This is a genomic window from Methylobacterium terricola, from assembly GCF_006151805.1.
Lineage (GTDB): Bacteria > Pseudomonadota > Alphaproteobacteria > Rhizobiales > Beijerinckiaceae > Methylobacterium > Methylobacterium terricola.
The window spans coordinates 126,121-145,542 of the sequence record NZ_VDDA01000017.1 but is presented as its reverse complement, the minus strand read 5'-3'; the positions used below and the strand labels follow the sequence as shown (position 1 = coordinate 145,542).

General features: G+C 71.1%; 19 protein-coding genes, 1 tRNA gene and 2 rRNA genes. 14 read left to right on the top strand and 8 right to left on the bottom strand.

What is annotated here, in order from left to right; genetic code table 11:
• The 3 genes from FF100_RS26780 to FF100_RS26770 all read left to right on the top strand — a co-directional run.
• Positions 1–74: ribosomal RNA gene (locus FF100_RS26780) — 23S ribosomal RNA — on the top strand; the annotation flags it as partial.
• A gap of 85 nt (positions 75–159) precedes the next feature.
• A 5S ribosomal RNA gene (rrf, locus tag FF100_RS26775) occupies positions 160–275 on the top strand.
• A 42-nt stretch (positions 276–317) separates the two neighbouring features.
• Positions 318–394 (top strand) — tRNA-Met (locus FF100_RS26770).
• A gap of 46 nt (positions 395–440) precedes the next feature.
• Here FF100_RS26770 and FF100_RS26765 read toward each other — a convergent pair.
• From FF100_RS26765 to FF100_RS26755, 3 genes are all read right to left on the bottom strand, one after another.
• Complete coding sequence (locus FF100_RS26765; RefSeq protein WP_139038807.1) at positions 441–671, bottom strand: tautomerase family protein; 231 nt, start codon at positions 669–671, stop codon at positions 441–443.
• Positions 672–681: 10 nt separating this feature from the next.
• Positions 682–1,080, bottom strand: coding sequence for a (R)-mandelonitrile lyase (locus tag FF100_RS26760; protein WP_139038806.1), 399 nt, complete (start codon positions 1,078–1,080; stop codon positions 682–684).
• Between the two features lie 84 nt (positions 1,081–1,164).
• Positions 1,165–2,607, bottom strand: coding sequence for an amino acid permease (locus FF100_RS26755; RefSeq protein ID WP_246102399.1), 1,443 nt, complete (start codon positions 2,605–2,607; stop codon positions 1,165–1,167).
• Positions 2,608–2,838: 231 nt separating this feature from the next.
• Here FF100_RS26755 and FF100_RS26750 point away from each other — a divergent pair, with 231 nt between their 5' ends.
• Complete coding sequence (locus tag FF100_RS26750) at positions 2,839–3,129, top strand: ribbon-helix-helix domain-containing protein (RefSeq protein WP_139038804.1); 291 nt, start codon at positions 2,839–2,841, stop codon at positions 3,127–3,129.
• An 18-nt stretch (positions 3,130–3,147) separates the two neighbouring features.
• On the opposite strand, the gene FF100_RS26745 is transcribed toward FF100_RS26750, so the two are convergent.
• Positions 3,148–4,785 carry a GMC family oxidoreductase gene (locus tag FF100_RS26745; protein WP_139038803.1) on the bottom strand — a complete coding sequence of 546 codons (1,638 nt, stop codon included), beginning with the start codon at positions 4,783–4,785 and terminating at the stop codon, positions 3,148–3,150.
• A gap of 102 nt (positions 4,786–4,887) precedes the next feature.
• Here FF100_RS26745 and FF100_RS26740 point away from each other — a divergent pair, with 102 nt between their 5' ends.
• From FF100_RS26740 to FF100_RS26725, 4 genes are all read left to right on the top strand, one after another.
• Entirely contained in the window at positions 4,888–6,426 is a 1,539-nt protein-coding gene (locus FF100_RS26740) for a tannase/feruloyl esterase family alpha/beta hydrolase (RefSeq protein WP_139038802.1), read from the top strand.
• 132 nt (positions 6,427–6,558) lie between these two features.
• Positions 6,559–6,810 carry a hypothetical protein gene (locus FF100_RS26735; protein WP_139038801.1) on the top strand — a complete coding sequence of 84 codons (252 nt, stop codon included), beginning with the start codon at positions 6,559–6,561 and terminating at the stop codon, positions 6,808–6,810.
• Positions 6,811–7,123: 313 nt separating this feature from the next.
• The gene (locus tag FF100_RS26730; RefSeq protein ID WP_139038800.1) at positions 7,124–8,845 is read left to right on the top strand and encodes a sensor domain-containing diguanylate cyclase; all 1,722 of its coding nucleotides are present in this window, start codon (positions 7,124–7,126) and stop codon (positions 8,843–8,845) included.
• Between the two features lie 599 nt (positions 8,846–9,444).
• Entirely contained in the window at positions 9,445–10,221 is a 777-nt protein-coding gene (locus FF100_RS26725; RefSeq protein WP_139038799.1) for an SDR family oxidoreductase, read from the top strand.
• A gap of 88 nt (positions 10,222–10,309) precedes the next feature.
• Here FF100_RS26725 and FF100_RS26720 read toward each other — a convergent pair whose 3' ends face one another.
• Positions 10,310–10,579 carry a hypothetical protein gene (locus tag FF100_RS26720; protein ID WP_139038798.1) on the bottom strand — a complete coding sequence of 90 codons (270 nt, stop codon included), beginning with the start codon at positions 10,577–10,579 and terminating at the stop codon, positions 10,310–10,312.
• Positions 10,580–10,812: 233 nt separating this feature from the next.
• Here FF100_RS26720 and FF100_RS26715 point away from each other — a divergent pair, with 233 nt between their 5' ends.
• The 3 genes from FF100_RS26715 (at position 10,813) to FF100_RS26705 (ending at position 13,632) form a co-directional block, all read left to right on the top strand.
• Positions 10,813–11,730: a 50S ribosomal protein L11 methyltransferase gene (locus tag FF100_RS26715; protein ID WP_139038797.1), complete on the top strand. Its 918-nt coding sequence runs from the start codon at positions 10,813–10,815 to the stop codon at positions 11,728–11,730.
• Positions 11,731–11,891: 161 nt separating this feature from the next.
• The gene (locus FF100_RS26710; protein ID WP_139038796.1) at positions 11,892–13,064 is read left to right on the top strand and encodes a zinc-dependent alcohol dehydrogenase; all 1,173 of its coding nucleotides are present in this window, start codon (positions 11,892–11,894) and stop codon (positions 13,062–13,064) included.
• A 10-nt stretch (positions 13,065–13,074) separates the two neighbouring features.
• Positions 13,075–13,632, top strand: coding sequence for a cyclase dehydrase (locus FF100_RS26705; protein ID WP_139038795.1), 558 nt, complete (start codon positions 13,075–13,077; stop codon positions 13,630–13,632).
• Between the two features lie 131 nt (positions 13,633–13,763).
• Here FF100_RS26705 and FF100_RS37315 read toward each other — a convergent pair whose 3' ends face one another.
• Entirely contained in the window at positions 13,764–13,928 is a 165-nt protein-coding gene (locus FF100_RS37315; RefSeq protein ID WP_171070339.1) for a hypothetical protein, read from the bottom strand.
• A 448-nt stretch (positions 13,929–14,376) separates the two neighbouring features.
• On the opposite strand from FF100_RS37315, the gene FF100_RS26700 reads away from it, so the two are divergent.
• From FF100_RS26700 to FF100_RS26690, 3 genes are all read left to right on the top strand, one after another.
• Entirely contained in the window at positions 14,377–15,291 is a 915-nt protein-coding gene (locus tag FF100_RS26700; protein ID WP_246102397.1) for a hypothetical protein, read from the top strand.
• 182 nt (positions 15,292–15,473) lie between these two features.
• Complete coding sequence (locus tag FF100_RS38520) at positions 15,474–16,502, top strand: GNAT family N-acetyltransferase (protein WP_342779024.1); 1,029 nt, start codon at positions 15,474–15,476, stop codon at positions 16,500–16,502.
• Between the two features lie 328 nt (positions 16,503–16,830).
• A complete protein-coding gene (locus tag FF100_RS26690; protein WP_139038794.1) occupies positions 16,831–17,358 on the top strand; it encodes a peroxiredoxin in 528 nt (175 codons plus the stop codon).
• Here FF100_RS26690 and lpxB read toward each other — a convergent pair.
• Positions 17,309–18,511, bottom strand: coding sequence for a lipid-A-disaccharide synthase (gene lpxB, locus FF100_RS26685; RefSeq protein ID WP_171070338.1), 1,203 nt, complete (start codon positions 18,509–18,511; stop codon positions 17,309–17,311). The two genes, FF100_RS26690 and lpxB, sit on opposite strands and share 50 nt — an antisense overlap.
• Positions 18,508–19,419, bottom strand: coding sequence for an LpxI family protein (locus FF100_RS26680; protein ID WP_139038793.1), 912 nt, complete (start codon positions 19,417–19,419; stop codon positions 18,508–18,510). The genes lpxB and FF100_RS26680 overlap by 4 nt, the downstream gene beginning before the upstream one ends.
• Positions 19,420–19,422 lie beyond the last annotated feature (3 nt).

The following is a 19,422-nucleotide window of genomic DNA, read 5'->3' as shown; positions in this document are numbered from 1 at the left end:
GTGGATAGGCTGGATGTGCAAGCGCGGTAACGCGCTGAGCTGACCAGTACTAATCGCTCGATCGGCTTGATCGCTCTCATGATCCGTGTCCGGATCGACCAACACCACAGCACGATGAAGACACACACACATGCTTGCCGGACGAACGTGCTTGGCCGGTCTGGTGGTCTGAGCGGGGTGATCTGAACCCGATCCCATCTCGAACTCGGCCGTTAACCGCCCCAGCGCCTATGGTACTGTGTCTCAAGACACGGGAGAGTCGGTCACCGCCAGACCTGCCAAGCACGTCACGTTCCCTCATCACGATCACGCGTTGGCGCGGGGTGGAGCAGCCCGGTAGCTCGTCAGGCTCATAACCTGAAGGTCACAGGTTCAAATCCTGTCCCCGCAACCAAGATACGAAAAACCCCGCCGGGTTCGCCCGGCGGGGTTTTTCGGTTTCAGGCCGGGGCGTAGCCGGGTTTCTTGAAGATTGTCTCGGGCTTGGCGACGATGTCGGGCTCGTAGACGCTCGCCGTCCAGGCGCTCGGCGCGACGTCCTCGATCGCGACCGAGATCGAGCCCTCGGAGGATCCCGCGGCGGTCATGAGGGCCTTGGTGACCTCATCGGCGATGCGCTGCTTCTGCTCGTCGCTGCGGCCGGCATAGAGCTTGACGATGACGTGCGGCATGGGGGCTCCTCTATCGCGCGCCGTACTCGGCGTCGGTCACGGGGTCGAGCCAGGTCACGGCGCTGCCGTCCTGCTTTTCCTGGATGGCGATGTGGCTCATGCCGGTCGTGGCGCTCGCGCCATGCCAGTGCCGGATGCCGGGCGGGAACCATACGACGTCGCCGGGGCGAATCTCCTCGATCGCCCCGCCCTCCTCTTGAGCCCAGCCGAGGCCGGCGGTGACGATCAGGGTCTGGCCGAGGGGATGGATGTGCCAGGCGGTCCGCGCCCCCGGCTCGAAGGTGACGTGGGCGCCGGCGACCCGGGCGGGGTCCGGCGGGCTCATCAGCGGGTCGATCCGCACCCGGCCGGTGAAGTACTCGGCGGAGCCCGTCTGCGACGGACGGGAGCCGCTCTTGTGGATCTGCATGGCCATGCCTCCTGGCGCACGCCGTGCGCGGGACCGGACTGCCTTAGCCCAGTCCCGCCAGTCGCCGCCAGGGGAGGGGAGTGGTCAGCTTGCCGCCTCGCGTCCGACCCGGCTGTGGCGCCGGCCGTAGCCGAAATAGATCGCGAGCCCGATCGCGAGCCACACCACCAGCCGCAGCCAGGTCTCGCCGTCGAGGGACAGCATCATGGCTAGGCAGACCAGGATGCCGGCCGCCGGTACGAACGGCACCAATGGCGTGCGGTAGCCGCGCGGTTCGTTCGGGTGGGTGCGCCGCATGATGACGACACCGGCGCAGACGATGATGAAGGCGAGCAGCGTGCCGATGCTGGTCATGTGGCCGAGCGTGCTGATCGGCGTGAGGCCGCCGAGCAAGGCCGCGAACACCATGAAGAACAGGTTCGAGCGGTAGGGGGTGCGCCAGGTCGGGTGGATGGCGGCGAAGAACCTCGGCAGCAGCCGGTCGTTCGCCATGGCGTAGAACACCCGCGACTGGCCGTAGAGCAGCACCAGCATGACGGTGGTGAAGCCCGCGATGACCCCGAGGGTCACGAGGCTCTGGAGCCAGGGAAACGGCGTCTGCTTGATCGCGGTGGCGACCGGGGCGGCATCGCCCTTCATCGAGGCGTAGGGGACGAGGCCGGTGAGCACCGCCGCGAAGGCGATGTAGAGCACGGTGCAGATCGCGAGCGAGCCGAGGATGCCGACCATCATCGTGCGCTGCGGGTTCTTCACCTCCTGCGCCGCGGTCGAGACGGCGTCGAAGCCGATATAGGCGAAGAACACCACGCCGGCGGCCCGCATGATGCCGCTCCAGCCGTACTCGCCGAAGGTTCCGGTATTCTCCGGGATGAACGGCACGTAGTTCTGCGCCTTGACGTAGAACAGCCCGACCCCGACGACGGCGAGCACCACCGCGATCTTCACCACGACGATGACGCTGTTGACCCGGGTCGATTCGCGCACGCCGCGCATCAAGAGCAGCGAGATCAGGCACAGGATCAGCACTGCCGGCAGGTTGACGAGGCCGTGGATGCTCGACCCGTCGGCAAGCTGCACCGTCTCGAACGGCGAGTGGAGCAGGCGCGGCGGCAGGGTGATGCCCCAATCCTGCAGCAGGGTGGCGACGTATTTCGACCAGCTGACCGATACGGTGGCGGCGCCGACCGCGTATTCGAGCACCAGGTCCCAACCGATGATCCAGGCGACGAACTCGCCCATCGTGGCGTAGGCGTAGGTGTAGGCGCTGCCCGAGACCGGGATCATGCTGGCGAGTTCGCTGTAGCACATGCCGGCGAGCGCGCAGCCGATCGCCGCGATGGCGAAGGAGATCACCACTGCCGGCCCGGCATTCTCCGCCGCGGCGATGCCGGTCAGCGAGAACAGCCCGGCCCCGATGATCGCCCCGATGCCGAGACCGACCAGGCTCCAGGGACCGAGGGTGCGCTCGAGGCCGTGGCTCCCACCCTCCGCGTCTTGCCGCAGGCGGTCGATCGGCTTCGTCCGCATCAAGCCGTCGGATATCGTCTCCCGCGCCATCGCGTTCTCCCGGATGTTCGGGAGTCAACGCAGCCTCACCGCCAAGGCTGCACGGACGATTCGCGATCGTCGCGGGCCCGCCCTCGCCATGGTACCGGGGAAAATGCTGCGCCGCGATCGTCTCGCCCGCGACGCATCGGCCGCTTGCCGATCCGCCCCCCGCTTCAATAGTCTTCCCCGACAGACAGGGAGGAGCCCCCCATGTGCCGGATCTTCGCCGAGCAGACGCCGGAGCGCTACGCCTACGAGACGCGCTCGCTGCGGATCGGCGGGCACTGCACGTCGCTGCGCCTCGAGACGGCGTTCTGGACCATTCTGGAGGAGATCGCCCGCCAGGAGGGGCTGAGCGTGGCGAAATTCGCCACCAAGCTCCACGACGAGGTGCTGGAGCGCCACGGCGAGGTGCGCAACTTCGCCTCGCTGCTGCGCTGCTCGTGCCTGATCTACCTGTCCGCGAGCCAGCGGGCGCCGGTGCTCATGGCAGCGGAGTAGGGGCCGAGGCCGGAGGCCTCAGCGCGCATCCTCCAGGATCATCGCCGCGCCCTTCTCGGCCAGCATGATCGTCGGCGAGTTGGTGTTGCCGGACGGGATGCGCGGCATCGCCGAGGCGTCGGCCACCCGCAGGCCTCGGATCCCGCGCACCCGCAGGCGCGCGTCGAGCACTGCGCCGGCATCGTGGTCGGCCCCCATCCGGGCGGTGCCGACGGGATGGAAGATCGTGGTGCCGAGGTCGCCCGCCGCCTTGAGCAGGTCGACGTCGCTGGCGATCGAGGGGCCCGGCAGGTGCTCCTCCGGCCGGTAGCGGGCGAGCGGCGCCTGGGCCACGATGCGGCGTGTGAGTTTCAGCGAATCCACGGCCACGCGCCGGTCCTCCTCGGTCGAGAGGTAGTTCGGGCGGATCTCCGGCGGCGCCAGCGGATCGGGGCTTCCCGCATGCACGCTGCCGCGGCTCGACGGGCGCAGGTTGCAGACGCTCGCCGTGAAGGCGCCGAAGGGATGCAGGCCCTCACCCCATTTGTCGAGGGAGAGCGGCTGGAAGTGGTATTCGAGGTTGGCGGTGGCGTAGTCGGGCGAGGAGCGGGTGAACACCCCGACCTGGCTCGGCGCCATGGTCAGCGGGCCGGTGCGGAACAGCGCGTATTCGACGCCCATCCAGCCGCGCTTGATCAGGTTGGCGTAGGTGAGGTTGAGCGTCGGGACGCCGGTCACCTTGTAGACCGGGCGGATCTGCAGGTGGTCCTGGAGGTTCTCGCCCACCCCCGGGGCGTGATGCGCGACATCGATCCCGAGGTCCCGGAGCCGGGCCCCGTCGCCGATGCCGGAGAGTTCGAGGAGTTTCGGGGTCGCGACGGCGCCGGCCGAGAGCACCACCTCGCCGCTCGCCCGGGCGACGTAACGCTGCCCGCCGCGCGCGAACACGACCCCGGCGGCGCGCCCGTCCTCGATCAGCACCCGCTCGACGTGGATCCCGGTCTCGAGCCGCAGGTTCGGGCGGCTCAGCGCCGGCTTGAGAAAGCCGCGGGCCGCGCTCCAGCGCCGACCCCGGCGCTGGTTGACCTGGAAGTAGGACGAGCCCTCGTTGTCGCCGGTGTTGAAATCCGGGATCTTGGGGATGCCGGCAGCCTCCGCCGCGTCGCGGATCGCATCGAGGATCGCCCAGCGGATCCGCGGCGGCTCGACCCGCCACTCGCCGCCGGAGCGGTGGAAGGCATTGGGCGGCGCGATGTGGTCCTCGTGCTTGAGGAAGTAGGGCAGCACGTCGTCCCAGCCCCAGCCGTCGAGACCGAGCTGGCGCCAGCCGTCGTAATCGGCGGCCTGGCCGCGCATGTAGATCATCGCGTTGATGGCCGACGAGCCGCCGATGACCTTGCCGCGGGGATAGGCGAGCTGGCGCCCGTTCAGCCCGGCCTCGGCCTGGGTGGTGAACAGCCAGTCCGCCCGCTTGTTGCCGATGGCGAAGAGGTAGCCGGCGGGGATGTGGAACCAGATCCAGTTGTCGCGCCCGCCCGCCTCCAGCACCAGCACCCGCCGGCCGGGATCGGCCGAGAGGCGGTTGGCGAGCACGCAGCCCGCCGAGCCCGCCCCGACCACGATGAAGTCGTAGGTGCCGAAATCCTGGAAGTCGTCGCCGGCGCTGCTGCCTGCCATCGTGGTTCCCGCCCTGATCCGTCGTTCCGGCGGGTTTAGCGCATTCCACTGGCGACGGCGCAAGGGGTTCGGTTAAGCTCCCGGAAAAGCCGGGAGGGGACGATGCGGTGGACACTCGGGGTCGCGGTCGGGATGGCGGCCGGCCTGATGGCGGCGCCGGCGCTCGCCGGCGAGTGCGGGGCGCTCGCCACCCTGAGGATCGAGGCGGTGAACCTCCACTCCGCCGCCGAGGTGCCGGCCGCCGGCGACCTGCCGGGTTATTGCCGGGTGCTCGGCACGGTGCGGCCGGCGATCAGTTTCGAGGTGCGGCTGCCGCTGCAGAACTGGAACGGCAAGTATTACGGCACGGGCTGCGGCGGCTTCTGTGGCACCCTCAACGCCGACGCGCCCGGCTTCACCAACGCGATGAATCACGGCCTGCGCCGGGGCTACGCCGCCTCGACGATGGATTCCGGCCATTGGGGCACCGGCTCGGCCGACGGGCGCTGGGCGGTCGCCGACCTCGTCGCCCGGATGGACTGGGGGCAGCGCGCGGTGACCGAGACCGCCCGGGTCAGCAAGGCGCTGGTGCGGGCCTTCTACGACCGGCCGCAAGCGAAATCCTACTTCGCCGGCTGCTCCACCGGCGGCCGCATGGCGGCGATGGAGGCGCTGAAATACCCCAAGGATTTCGACGGGATCATCAGCGGGGCGCCGGCCCTCGATTACACCGGCCTCGTCGCCACCACCTTCGCCTGGGTGACGAAGGCGAATGCTGGCGCCGACGGCAAGCCGATCCTGACCACGCCGCGGGTCAGGCTGGTGGCCGACGCGGTCGCGGCGGCCTGCGGCGACTCGGGGACGAAGGGGCTCGTCGCCGATCCGCGGCAATGCGGCTTCACGCCGTCCTCCCTGCGCTGCACCGGGCCCGCCGCGCCCGAGTGCCTGAGCGACGCCGAGGTCGGGGTGCTGGAGAAATGGTATGCTGGGCCGACCGACGCCGCCGGCCGGCAACTCTACCCGGGCGGCATTCCGCTCGGCTCGGAGGTGCATTGGCCGCGCTGGCTCACGGGCTTGGGCAACGCACCGGCGATCCTGCCGCTCTTCGCCGCCGATTTCCTGCGCTACATGGCCTTCTGGCCCTCGCCCGGGCCGGCCTATCGCGTGACGGATTTCGATGTCTCGACCGATCCGGCCCGGCTGGCGCCGCAGGCGCAGGTCTACAACGCCGCCACCTACGACCCGGCGAGCGCTACCGTGCGGCCCGTCGCCGATCTGGCTGCGTTCCGCGACGCCGGCGGCAAGCTCCTGATCTATCACGGCTGGGGCGACCCGCTGGTCACGCCGTTCCTGAGCGTCGCCTTCTACGAGGCCCTCGCCAAGGGGGCGGGCGGCCTCGACAAGCTCAAGGATACCGCACGCCTGTTCATGGTGCCGGGCATGGATCATTGCGGGATCGGCACCGAGGGGCCGGGCATCGCCGATACCGGCATCGATCCGCTGACGGCGCTCGAGCGCTGGGTCGAGTCCGGCGAGGCTCCGCGCGAGCTCACGGCGACGAAGCGCGATGCCGGCGGGGCGGTCCTGTGGTCGCGGCCGGTTTGCGCCTATCCGCAGGTCGCGCGGGCCGAGGGCGGCGGCATGACCTGCGCGGCGCCGTGACGGCGCTTCCGTCTCGACCGATCGGCCTAAGACGATCGGCTCTTCACGATGGACGAATTTTCTCTATCGTGTAACGCGGTAGTAATTGTTCAGCGCCGCTTTCGTGGCATCTGTGCCGCAGGAGTGGCAGGCATGACCGATGACGCACGACCCCGGGTTCTCTCGATCACCAGCATCACCGCCGTCAGCACCATCGACGGCGGCGATACCCTGGCGGCTGAGGTGAGCGGGCCCGATGGCGGCACGATCTTCCTGCTGATCCCCCTCGGCGCCGCCGGTGCCCTCATCACCCACCTCACCGACGCCGCCGAGCGGGGCGCGCATGAGCGGCGGCTCCACAGCCAGGGGCGCCGCCCGGACCCGGACAACCAGGACCAGCCCTAGAGCATCTTTCGCCGGGGCGGATAGCGGTTCGTCGCAGGCGACAGGGCAAGATCAAAGACCTGGAGCCGCACCTGATCGCCGTGCGATCGAGCGTGGTTCCAAGCAGAGTTCGCGGGCGTGATGGCTCGTTCCGTGATAAAACTCTGCGGCAGCGCCCAAATCTCGGCGGACGACGCCACGGCATGCGACCGCGACGGGCGCTGAGATCGATCGTCACCCCGGGGACGACGCGATCGTTCGAATGCGAGCGATCGGCTGAACCTGTCGTTATGGCCGACACGGGAGAACGGGCCTCCAGTCGCGGAGGTGCGTCGTGTCGTTCCGGAATCGGCTCCGCTTCGAGCACCAGCTCGCCGCGCTGGTCGGCCTGCTCTGCCTCGCCCTGGTCGCGGTCACGGTGGGCGGCGCCGTCTGGCTCGAGCGGCGGAGTACCGTCCGGCTCGCCGAGGCGCGGCTCGCCCGCCTCGCCGCCGGCATGGCCGAGAGCCTCGACACCACCCTGCGCGAGCGGTTTCGCGAGATCCAGGTCGTCGCCGGCCTCGAACCCCTGCGTGAGCGCTGGACCGGCGACCCGGCGATGATCCGTGGTGTCCTCTCCGCCATGCGGACGACGGCGCCCGACTATGCCTGGCTCGGCTTCGTGACGCCGGACGGGCGGGTGCGGGTCGGCACCGAAGGCCTGCTCGAAGACCTGGCGATGAACGGGCGGACCTGGTTCGAGACCGGTCTCGCCAAGCCCAATGTCAGCGACGTGCACGAGGCGGTGCTCCTCGGCCGCCGCCTCGTCCGCACCGAGCCCGAGCCCCTGCGCCTCGTCGACCTGGCAGCGCCGGTGCGCGACGCCGCCGGCCGGGTCATCGGCGTCCTCGGCGGCCACGTGAGCTGGGACTGGGCCATCCGGGCGCGCCGCCGCCTCCTCGACGAGGGGCTGGCGGGCACCGATCTGTGGGTGCTCGACCGCCGCGGGCGGGTGATCCTGGGGCCGCATCTCGGGACGGCGCCGTTCGGCCCGGCCCGGCTCGGCACCATGGTCGAGGGGGGGCGTGGGACCTTCGCGGCCGTGATCGACGGCGAGACGCGGCTTGCCGGCTTCGCCTCGGCGGCGACGGGCGAGCGGAGCGGGATTGCCGGCGGCGATCCCGGCCTCGGCTGGATCGTGGTCGCGACCCGGCCCGAGGTGCAGGCCTTCGCCCCGATGCAACGCTCGATCCAGGCGCTGCTCGGACTCGGCGCCGTGGCGGCCCTGACCGGCATCGCCCTCGCCTGGGGCCTCGGCCGCCGCGCCGCCGCCCCGCTCCGGCGGATGACCGAGGCGGCCGACCGGTTCGGCCGCGACGCCGACGCGACGACGCTGCCGCGCCTCGACGGCGCACGGGAATTCGTCGCCCTGTCGGCGGCCCTGCGCTCGCTCCTGCGCCGGATCGGTTCCGTCGAGCGCGAGCTCAGCGACGCGACCCAGCGCTCGACCCGCGTCGCGGCGTATTACCGGCGTCAGATCGAGGATCTGCGGCAGGTCGCCGGCACCGACGTGCTGACCGGCCTCCTCAACCGGCGCGGCTTCATCAAGCCGGCCGAGGACGCCTTCGTGCAGGCCCGCGGCGGTCGCTGCGGCGTGGCCGTGCTCGTGGTCGACATCGATCATTTCAAGCGCGTCAACGACCAGCACGGCCACGATGCCGGCGACGCGGTGATCCGCCATGTCGGCGACCTGCTGGCGGAGGCGGTGCGCGGCACCGATACGGTGGCCCGCTTCGGCGGCGAGGAATTCGTGGTGCTGCTCGTCGGCCTCGGCGTGACCGAGGCGGCGCAGATTTCCGAGCGCCTGTGCCTCGCCGTGCGGGGCGCCGGGATTGCCCATGGCGGCCGCGTCATACCGGTCACGGTGAGCATCGGCGTGGCCGTCCTGTCGGGGCAGGACGCGGACATCCAGGCGGCGATCGCGCGGGCCGACGCGGCGCTCTACGAGGCCAAGGCGCGGGGGCGCGACCGGGTCAGCGTCGCGGCGGCGAGCGCGGCGGTGGGGCGGGCGGCGTGAGGGGCGGCGGGCACCGCTCCCGCGTTCGTGTTCGGCCGGAACCAGATCGCGCCAAGCTCCGTTGTTACTCCATAAGAGTATTCATGGAGTCATGGAGGCGCGAATGATGAAGGGTGGGCTGCTGTGGTTGATCGGTATTCCGATCCCGATCATCCTGATCCTGTTCTTCCTGGGCTACCTGCACTGATCAGATCGTTGAGGGCCTTTGCGTGACTGGCACGCGGGGCGACGTCCGACGGACTCGACGCGGCCCCCGACTGCGTGGAGTCCGTTTTTTTTATTGCTCGCCTCCGTGTCGTCTCGGCGTCGATGCGTGTCGCGGGACGTCCCACCTCGCCGACAGATCGCGGGCTTGCCCGTGATCCGCAAGCGGGAAGCCCGCGCCACGCCGTTTCCGCCGACCGCCCTGCGCCGGTGGCGCGTGACGACATCCTGCCTTCGTCCCGGCTCCCCCGCGATCGAACCGATCCCGACGATTGGGAACCGGACCGTCGCCCGCACGCTTGCGCCGTGCCATCGGAACTGGGCAGACAGTCGGGACGGCCCGCTCCGCTCACGGCGCAGGGTCGGCGAACGACAAGGACAGGGAGGAGACGACCATGAGCCAGGATCTCACCGGCAAGATCGCCTGGGTGACGGGTGCGGGCAGCGGCATCGGCGAGGCGGCGGCTCTGGCCCTCGCGGGGGCGGGGGCCCGGGTGGTGCTCACCGGGCGGCGGGAGGAGCCGTTGCGGGCACTCGCGGCGCGCATCGCCGAGGCCGGCGGCGAGGCCCTGGTCGAGTCCGGCGACGTCACGGATTCGGCCCGCATCCAGGCGATCGTCGCCGGCATCGCCGAGCGCTTCGGCCGGCTCGACGTGCTGGTGAGCAATGCCGGCAGCAACGTGCGCGAGCGGCGCTGGGACGCCCTGTCGCCGGACGGGGCGCAGGCGGTGATCGCCGCCAACCTGTCGAGCGCCTTCTACGCCTCGCTGGCGGTGCTGCCGCTGATGCGCCGGCAGGGCGACGGCGTCCTGATCCACACCGCCTCCTGGGCCGGGCGCTACGTCAGTCCGGTCAGCGGCCCGGCTTACACCGCGGCCAAGCACGCCGTGGTGGCGATGAGCCACAGCATCAACATGGAGGAATGCGTCAACGGCATCCGCTCGACGGTCCTGTGCCCGGCCGAGGTGGCGACGCCGATCCTCGACAAGCGCCCGGTGCCCGTCAGCGCCGAGGATCGCGCCCGCATGCTCCAGCCCGACGACATGGCGGCGTTGATCCTGTTCGTCGCGACGCGCCCGAAGCACGTCTGCCTGAACGAGGTGGTGATCAGCCCGACCTGGAACCGCGGCTACGTCCCGGATGCCCGCCTGGGCTCGCGCCTGGGGGCGTGAGGCGGAGCGATCGCGGCCGATCCCCGTCGATCGGCTGCCCCGGATGGCCGGCTGGCGACCATCCGGGGCAGCGCGACGCCCGCTCGGATCAGGCGCCCTGCGTCCCGGCGGCCTCGGAATCGGCTTTTAGCTGCATCTCGCTCCGGTGGAGCCGGCTGAGCAGCATGAGCATGCGACCCGGCAGGGCCGTATCCTCGGCGGTGAGCGGCGCCGCACGGCGCCAGGGGGCATTGCCCGGCAGAGGCGCGGAATCCCGCGAAGTGGCAGCATCCCGGAGGCCGGTGGAAGCCCGCACGGGAGCCTGAGCCGGGGCGGCGGACTCGTCCGGCCGAACCTGCTCGCGAACTCGGGTACGCATCGTTCGATCCTTCAACGGCCGGCTTCTGGCGACCGGCGCCGCTATGAACGCCGACCCGCGGCGCCGGTTCCCCGGCTTTCCGGGGGGAGCCCTCACGACGGGCCGGCCGTGTCGCCGATGTCACACCCTGGGGTGGCCGGAGAGGAGCGGCGGGGCGCGTCGCGCAGCCGACAGATGCCGCATCGGCGTGACGGGGCGGTGACGGCGGACGGCGCGGATGCTATGGCGCGGGCATGCTCGAAGGCCTGCCGCCCCACCGCCCGACCCACGTGCTGCGACTCGACACGAACGAGCGCGCCGCCCGGGCCATGACCGACCTGATCGGCGAGGTCTTCGACCCGACCGAGACCGCCGTGGCGGCCTTCGAAGCCGAGGACGGCCGGACCTGGCATCTCGAAGCCTATTTCTCGGAGGAGCCGGACGAGGAGGGGGTGCGCGAGCTGATCCGCCCGATCGTCGGCGACGCGGCCGACGAGGCGGTCTTCGCGGCGATCGACCAGCAGGACTGGGTGCGTGCCTCGCTCGAGGGCCTCAAGCCGGTGCGGGCGGGCCGCATCCTGGTCCACGGCTCGCACGATCGCGGCCGGGTCCAGCCCAACGACCTGCCGATCGAGATCGAGGCGGCGCTCGCCTTCGGCACCGGCCATCACGGCACCACGCTGGGCTGCCTCCTCGCCCTCGTCGACGAGGTGAAGCGCCGCCGGCCCCAGCGCGTCCTCGATGTCGGCACCGGCACCGGCATCCTGGGCCTCGCCGCCGCGCGCCTGCTGCACTCCCGCGTCATCGCCGGCGACCTCGACCCGGAGGCGGTGGCGACCGCGCGCACCAACGCCGCCTTCAACGGGCTGGCCAACCTGATGGCGTTCTACGAGGCGCCGGGCCTGCGCCATCCGCTCGCCCGCGTCGCCCGCGGCTACGACCTCGTCTTCGCCAACATCCTGGCCCGGCCGCTGCGGGGGCTCGCCCCCAGTCTCGCCCGCGCGGTGGCGACCGACGGGACCCTGATCCTGTCCGGCCTGATCCCCCGCGACGTGCCGGGCGTGCTCTCGGCCTATGCGGCGCAGGGGTTCCGCCTGCGCCGGCGCCGGCTGATCGAGGGCTGGGCGACCCTGGAGCTGCGCCGCGGCGGCGCGGCGGCCAGGCCGCGCTGACGGCGTCGGGGCATCAAGGAACAGCCCCGACACTGATCGGTTGTCCGAGCATCGCCGGTTACCGGTAGGGAGTATAAGCATCCCTGCCGGAGGCCGGTTCGTGCGCACGGACAGCCAATCCCGGCCTCCGCGGCACGAGAGCCCCGGGAGACCGATCAGCGATGAAGGCCCTCGTCTGGCACGGCACTGCGGATATCCGCTGCGACACGGTCCCCGATCCGACGATCGAGGACGGGCGCGACGCGATCATCAAGGTGACCTCCTGCGCCATCTGCGGCTCCGACCTGCACCTCTACGACCACTTCATGCCGGGCATGAAGTCGGGCGACATCATGGGCCACGAGACCATGGGCGAGGTGGTCGAGGTCGGCCGGGACAACAAAACGCTGAAGGTCGGCGACCGGATCGTGGTGCCGTTCACCATCATCTGCGGCCAGTGCGAGCAGTGCAAGCGCGGCAACTTCTCGGTCTGCGAACGCACCAACCGCAACGCCAAGCTCGCCGAGGCCGCCTTCGGCCACACCACCGCGGGCCTGTTCGGCTACACCCACCTCACCGGCGGCTATGCCGGCGGCCAGGCCGAGTACCTGCGGGTGCCCTTCGCCGATGCCACCCACATCAAGGTGCCGAAGGGGATCCCGGACGAGAAGCTGCTGTTCCTCTCCGACATCTTCCCGACCGGCTGGCAGGCGGCGGTGCAATGCGACATCCAGCCGGAGGACACCGTCGCGATCTGGGGCTGCGGCCCGGTCGGCCAGATGGCGATCCGCTCGGCGATCCTGCTCGGGGCCAAGCGCGTCATCGCCATCGACCGGGTGCCCGAGCGCCTGACCATGGCCCGGGCCGGCGGCGCCGAGACGATCGACCTCACCGAAGAATCGAACGTGGTCGCCCGGCTCAACGACATGACCGGCGGCAAGGGCCCGGAGAAGTGCATCGACTCGGTCGGGATGGAGGCCCACGCCACCACCTCGCTCGACGCGATCTACGACCGCGCCAAGCAGGCGGTGATGCTGGAGAGCGACCGGCCCCACGTGCTGCGCCAGATGATCATGGCCTGCCGCCCGGCCGGGGTGCTGTCGATTCCGGGTGTCTATGGCGGCCTGATCGACAAGGTGCCGTTCGGCGCGGCGATGAACAAGGGCCTGACCTTCCGCATGGGCCAGACCCACGTCAACCGCTGGAGCGACGACCTGCTGCGGCGGATCGAGGAGGGGCAGATCGATCCGTCCTTCGTCATCACCCATACGGTGGGGCTCGAGCAGGGGCCGGAGATGTACCGCACGTTCCGCGACAAGCAGGACGGCTGCATCAAGGTGATGATCCGGCCGTGAGGAGCCCGTCATGAACAGAAGCGTGAACCCACGCGCCCGCTCCGCCCACGATGCGCTCGCCCGCGGCCTCGGCTGGTTCTCGATCGGGCTCGGACTTGCCGAGATCCTGGCGCCCCGCGCGCTGTGCCGGGCGCTCGGCCTTCCGGGCCGCGAGGCCCTGATCCAGGCCTACGGTGTCCGCGAGGTCGCCACCGGCGCCGCGATCCTGATGAGCCACGATCCCACCCCGTGGATCTGGGGCCGGGTCGCGGGCGACGCCCTCGACCTCGCCACCCTGGCGACGGGCTTCGAGGGCGACAATCCCCGCGCCGGCAACCTGGCGCTGGCCACCGCCGCGGTGGTGGGCGTGACGCTCGCCGACATCGCCTGCGTCCAGGGCCTCACGGGCGACAAGCGCCTGCCGCCCCCCGGGACCTACGAATACCACCATCGCAGCGGCTTCCCGGGCGGCTTCGCCGCCGCCCACGGCGCCGCCCGCGATTTCGCGGTGCCGCGGGACTTCCGCATCCCGGAACCGCTGCGCCCCTGGCGCGACGGGCGTCCGGCGGCGGTATCCGCGCCGTCATGACGGTCCCGGCGTCATCCCGGGCCTCGGCGGCGCTCGAGACCCCGGGATGACGCGGCCGGTTGCGGGGTGGCCGGCGCCAACAAGAAAGGGCCGCCTCGCGGCGGCCCTCCTGTTCCCGTTATTGTAAGATATTATTCCTTGTCGCCGCGATGGATGCCCTTCTCGCGGTTCTCCTTCAGCCGGCCGTCATCCGAGTGCTGCACGGTGCCCTGGTTCGGCGCATCCGGATTCTTGTTGTTGTGGCGGGTGTTGTCGTCAGTATTGGTTGACTGAGACTGCTGCTTCTTGTCCGCCATCGCCGTATCTCCCATGATATGCGGTGTGCCGCGGTGAGTGGTCCGATAACATATGATGAGCGGGCGGGTTCCTGATCGAATCGGACGACCCGAAGCACCGATCTGCGGCATTCCGTCAGCGCCGATGCGAGGTCGCAGGGGACTGGACGGATCTTGATAGCGGACCAGCCAGAGGGTGCCTCCTGTGGAAGGGGGCCCTCCCTGCCGGAGCGATCGACGCCCGCGATGGTCGGCACGGCCCTGGGGCCGGGAAACGGGCTGGGCCTGGCACGGTGCGGGATCCGCCTCGCTTCGCACGCGACCAGATCGGGCGCGGCGGCCCGCCCGCCGAATGTCCCGTTCGCAGCAGGACGCGCGCCCTCGACGCCGGCAATCGGCACCAGCCATTGACCGATTGAATGAACGTATCTATTAATTATAGCACAAGCTATAATGATGAGCCGTTGCGATGCAATCCACGCCGCTCCTGTCCCCGTCCCGCATCGCCGGTCTCGTCCTTGCCTCGATCGCCGGGATGGCAAGTTCACCGCTGCGGGCGCAATCCCTGCCCACGGCGGCCGAGAACCTGACGCCCGGCGACCTCGACAGCGAGCACCTGTTCGGCTTCGCCGAAGGAAGCGACCTCGGCGTGCCCGGCGAGGTGGAACTCGAATGGGAGACGAGCGGGCGGCTCGGCAAACGCCTCGGCCGCTTCCTCGCGATCGACAGCGGCCTCGCCCTGAAGATGCCGCTGACGAACGATGTCCGCCTCGCACCGGGCGTCACCTTCAACGCCACCGAGATCGGGGAGCCCGGCAGCCCGGCCCGGACCACCGGCGGCTTCAACGGCGGCTTCCTCGAGACCCGCCTGCGCCTCCTCGACCGCCGTGCCGCACCATTCGGTCTGACGCTGAGCGTCGTGCCGGCTTACGGCACCATCGACGGCGGCTCCGGCATGCCCGCGCGCAGCGTCGGCACCGATGTCGGTCTGCTGGCGGACCGCGAGCTGATTCCGGGCAAGCTGGTCGCTGCCGTCAACCTGGGCTTCGCCTTCTCGTCGACGCGGTCGGGTGCGCCGGCCGAACGCGTCTTCGGATCGGGAGTCGAGGCGGCGGGTGCCCTGGCCTATCAGGTCCGGCCCGGCCTCTTCCTCGGGGCCGAGGCGCGCTACGCGCGGTCCTATGACGGTCTCGCGCTCGACCGGCTCGCCGGGGAGGCGGTCTATCTCGGGCCGACGCTCTACACGACCCTGTCGCCGCAGGCCTGGGCCTCGTTCACCTGGAGCGTCCAGGTCGCCGGGCGCGCGGTGGACGAGCCGGGTCCCCTCGACCTGTCGAGCTTCGACCGCCATCAGATGCGGCTGCGCGTCGGCTACAATTTCTGAGCGGTGCCGGACCGGACGCCCCGCCGACGTGGTGCGGCACGGCACGGGGCTGCCAGGCTCCGCCGACCGACGACGCGATCCTGTTGCCTTTGGGGAAGGCGCCGTCTAGCGTGACCGCATGTGCCCGACCCGCCCGACGATGATCGTCCGAGGCCGACGCCGCGTTCGACGCGGTCGGCGGGATGGGGGCGTGTCGCTCCTCGCAGCTTGAGCGGCCCCCGCGCTGCTCGCTGGCACCCACACCGGATCGCGTCTCCGAGCCTCGCGGCCGTGAGCGCGGCGGGGCGTCACCTGCCCCGTGCGATGGAGCCCGATCCCTCGGGAGCCGGGGCGCAAAGCCAAGGCGAACGACCGTGAAGACCATCGACCCGCTGACCGCCTGGACCGTGCCGGAGGCCTCCCGCACGATCGACACCCATGCCTGTGAGGCCCCGGTCGGGCGGGCGCTCTTCGTCTCCGGCCTGTTCGGCGTCGCACCGGATGGGCGCATGCGCGAGGACTTCCCCGGCCAACTCGTGCAGGCGATGGACAACGTCGAGGCGCTGCTCGCCGCGGCCGGCCTGGGGCTGCCGGATGTCGCAAGGGCAACGGTCTTCCTGACCCGTGCCGCCGACCTCCCCGAACTCGATCGGGTGCGCCGGACACGCTGGGCGTCGGACGCGCCCGCGGCCGTCACCGTTCTCGTCGTCGCGGCGCTGGCACGGCCGGACGCGCTGGTCGAAGTCGAGGTGACCGCCGCCGCGACGCGTCCGGGCGCCTCCGCCGTCGGGACGTCGCGGCCCGCGACGAAGGCGGACATCCCGGCGATCCAGGCCCTGGTGCGAGCGGCCTACGCGAAATGGGTGCCGGTCATCGGCCGGGAGCCCACGCCGATGACGGCCGATTACGCGCAGGCGGTCCGCATGCATCGCTTCGACCTGCTGGAGCGGTTCGGTGCGCTCGTGGCTCTGGTCGAGACGATCCCGCGCGCCGATCATCTCTGGGTCGAGAATCTGGCGGTCGCCCCCGCGCATCATGGGCAAGGGCTCGGCCGGTGGATGCTGCGGCGGGCCGAGGAGGAAGCGTGCGCGCTCGGGTACACCACGATCAGGCTGGGAACGAACAAAGCCTTCGCTGCCAATCTCGATTTCTATCGGCGGGCGGGCTTCGCCGTCGAGCGCGAGGAGCCGTTCCGGGGCGGAATCGGGGTGTATCTCGCCAAGGCGCTGTGACTGGAGGCAGGCCGGCATCCGGCCGGACCTGCCCGACCGGAGATGCGGGCCTGTGAAGGGGCCCGAACTCGCTGCGACCGGCATCGGTGCGCTGGATCGGTCCAAGTCCGGGTGTCCAAGTCCGGGTGATCAAGTCCGGGTGATCAAGCCCGGGTGGAGGACGCTTGCCTGTCCGGTGCCAGATCCCGGATGACCGCCGCGCTCCGGCGGCCCGCGTCCGGGCGATTTTCTGTGGCGGTCGCCCGGACGCAGGGTTAGATTCGTGGCGCCCATCTCGCTCGTCCGCGACTCCCTCGATCAAGATCCCTTGAAAGCCCACGAGGTTTCGATGCAGCCCGCCACCGTCCCGGACGTGACCTTCCACATCCGCGTCAGGAACGACGCCCTCGGCGGACCTAACCCGTTCGAGTGGAGGGACCTGCCCTCGGCCGAGGTGTTCGGGGGCCGCAACATCGTGCTGTTCGCCCTGCCGGGCGCCTTCACGCCGGCATGCTCCGACGACCACCTGCCGGGCTATGAGCAGCATGCCGACGATTTCGCGGCCCTCGGCATCGACCAGGTGATCTGCCTCTCGGTCAACGACGCCTTCGTGATGTTCCAGTGGGCGCGGTCCAAGGCCATCGAGAAGGTGTTCATGTTGCCCGACGGCAATGCCGACTTCACGCGCCAGATGGGCATGCTGGTCAAGCGCGGACGCCAGGGCATGGGAATGCGCAGCTGGCGCTACTCGATGCACGTCGAGGACGGCGTGATCCGGAAGATGTTCGTCGAGCCGGGCTTTCGCGACGACCCGCCCGGGGTCGGCCTCAAGGTTTCGGATGCCGGGACGATGCTCGACTACCTGAAGAGCCGGTAGCGGCCGCCAGCACGATCCGCGCCGCGCTGCGGCTCGGATCGTCGCCGTCGGGCAGCCGCATCGTCGCGTCGAGGCGCGCGAGCGCGGCTTCCTGCGCCGCCCGGGCCGGGCCTGCGGGCAGGAGCGGCCCGAGCGCGGCCGCCAGCCGCTCCGGCGTGCACTCGGCCTGGATCAGCTCGGGGATCGCGTTCTCGCCGAGGATCAGGTTCGGCAGCACGATCGTCGGCACCTGGATCAGGCGGCGCACGATCACCTCCTCGATCTTCGGCACCTGATAGGCCACCACCATGGGCACGCCGGACAGAGCCAGTTCGAGCGTCACCGTGCCGGAGGCGGCGAGCGCCGCCCGGGCGCGCCGGAAGGTCGCGAGCTTGTCGGCCTCGCCGTCGATCAGGCGTGGGGGCACCGGCCAGGTTCCGGCCAGGCGCTCGATCAGGGCGCGGTGGCGGGCGACCGCCGGCAGCTCGACCGTGACGGCATGGCCCTGCGCCCGGAGCCGGGCGAGGGCGGCCCCGAAGATCGGCATCAGCCGCTCGATCTCGGTGCGGCGCGAGCCCGGCAGCACCGCGAGCACCGGTTCGGGAGCCTGCCGGGCCGCGATCTCGGCCGGGCCGGGGCGCAGATCGCCGAGGCGCTCGATCAGCGGGTGGCCGACATAGGTGCAGGCCGGCCCACCGAGGCGGCGATGGGCGTCGGGCTCAAACGGCAGCAGGGCGAGCACGTGATCGATGTAGCCGCGCATGGTCTTCGCCCGCCACGGGCGCCAGGCCCAGACGCTCGGGCTGACGTAATCGACCACGGGGAGGTCCGGCAGCTGCCGGCGCACCCGGCTCGCCACCGCGTGGGTGAAGCCCGGGCTGTCGATGATGACGAGGACGTCGGGACGGGCGGCCACGCAGGCCCGCACGGTCTGGCGGATGCGCCGCATCAGCAGGCGGATCCGCGCCGCCACCGCGAGGTAGCCGATCACCGCCACGTCCTCGAGGGGGAACAGCGACGCCATGCCCTCCGCCGCCATCGCGTCGCCGCCGACGCCGGAGAGAGCCAGCGGGCCATCCGAGAGGCCATGCAGCGAGCGGATCAGCTTGGCGCCGAGCTGGTCGCCGGATTCCTCGCCGGCCACCAGCCAGATCGTGAGGGGACGCTCGCTCAACGGGTGGGCTCCGGATCGGGCGGCAAGGAATCGGGGGGCAAGGAATCGGGAGGCAGGCCGAGGAGGAACAGGCCGAGGCGGTCGGCGAGCGCCACGGTCTCTTGCCGGTCGAGCACCAGGGTGTCGCCGGACCCGACCGCGATGCCGACGCAGCCGGCTTCCGCGGCGCGCTTGACCGTCCGCGGGCCGATCGCCGGCAGGTCGACGCGCAGGTCCTGGCCGTCTTTCGCGCGCTTGACCAGCACCATCCCGGCGGGCGGGCGGCCGAGGCCAAGGGGGCGGCGGGCGAGAGCGCGGGCACGGGCGAGCATCCGGTCGGTGCCCTCCGGCCCCTCGACCGCCAGCACCCGCCGGCTCGCCACCACGGCGGCCTGTCCGACATCGTGCGGCGACAGGCTGGCGAGGAGCGTCCGGCCGGCCTCGACCGAGGCCTCCGTCGCCTCGTCGGGACCGAGCGCGCCGAGGCGGCCGGCCGGCGCCATCAGGTTCGGGGCGAGGTCGCGCACGCCGAGCACCTGCAGGCCATGTTCCTCCAGCAGCGCCAGCACGCCGCGCAGGAGGTGGTCGTCGCCGCCGGAGGCGAGCGAGCGCAGGGCGTCGCGGTTGCGGTAGGCGGCCATCGTGTTGAAGAGGGCGGCCGGGCTCGGCCGCGCCACCGCGCCGGCCAGCGTCACCCCGTCGGGCGCCCAGGCGCTCAAGGTGTCGAGGGCGCCGCGCACGTCGAGCAGGTCGACCGTGGCGTCGGCCCGGCGCCGGGTCGCCGGATCGGCGAAGCCGCGGATCGCCAGCACGCGGCAGGCGCGCCCGGCCCGATCGAGGGAGGCCGCGATGAGGAGCGGCAGCCGGCCGGCTCCGGCGACGATCGCGACCGGCCCCCTGCTCGTCTCGGCACGCGCCGGTTCGGTCACCAG

Coding starts and splice junctions, on each gene's coding strand:
- FF100_RS26765 (WP_139038807.1), bottom strand. CDS start 671: ATGCCGCACGTCATCGTCAAGCTCTATGCCGGCCGCAGCGACGAGCAG.
- FF100_RS26760 (WP_139038806.1), bottom strand. CDS start 1,080: ATGCAGATCCACAAGAGCGGCTCCCGTCCGTCGCAGACGGGCTCCGCC.
- FF100_RS26755 (WP_246102399.1), bottom strand. CDS start 2,607: ATGCGGACGAAGCCGATCGACCGCCTGCGGCAAGACGCGGAGGGTGGG.
- FF100_RS26750 (WP_139038804.1), top strand. CDS start 2,839: ATGTGCCGGATCTTCGCCGAGCAGACGCCGGAGCGCTACGCCTACGAG.
- FF100_RS26745 (WP_139038803.1), bottom strand. CDS start 4,785: ATGGCAGGCAGCAGCGCCGGCGACGACTTCCAGGATTTCGGCACCTAC.
- FF100_RS26740 (WP_139038802.1), top strand. CDS start 4,888: ATGCGGTGGACACTCGGGGTCGCGGTCGGGATGGCGGCCGGCCTGATG.
- FF100_RS26735 (WP_139038801.1), top strand. CDS start 6,559: ATGACCGATGACGCACGACCCCGGGTTCTCTCGATCACCAGCATCACC.
- FF100_RS26725 (WP_139038799.1), top strand. CDS start 9,445: ATGAGCCAGGATCTCACCGGCAAGATCGCCTGGGTGACGGGTGCGGGC.
- FF100_RS26720 (WP_139038798.1), bottom strand. CDS start 10,579: ATGCGTACCCGAGTTCGCGAGCAGGTTCGGCCGGACGAGTCCGCCGCC.
- FF100_RS26715 (WP_139038797.1), top strand. CDS start 10,813: ATGCTCGAAGGCCTGCCGCCCCACCGCCCGACCCACGTGCTGCGACTC.
- FF100_RS26710 (WP_139038796.1), top strand. CDS start 11,892: ATGAAGGCCCTCGTCTGGCACGGCACTGCGGATATCCGCTGCGACACG.
- FF100_RS26705 (WP_139038795.1), top strand. CDS start 13,075: ATGAACAGAAGCGTGAACCCACGCGCCCGCTCCGCCCACGATGCGCTC.
- FF100_RS37315 (WP_171070339.1), bottom strand. CDS start 13,928: ATGGCGGACAAGAAGCAGCAGTCTCAGTCAACCAATACTGACGACAAC.
- FF100_RS26700 (WP_246102397.1), top strand. CDS start 14,377: ATGCAATCCACGCCGCTCCTGTCCCCGTCCCGCATCGCCGGTCTCGTC.
- FF100_RS38520 (WP_342779024.1), top strand. CDS start 15,474: ATGGGGGCGTGTCGCTCCTCGCAGCTTGAGCGGCCCCCGCGCTGCTCG.
- FF100_RS26690 (WP_139038794.1), top strand. CDS start 16,831: ATGCAGCCCGCCACCGTCCCGGACGTGACCTTCCACATCCGCGTCAGG.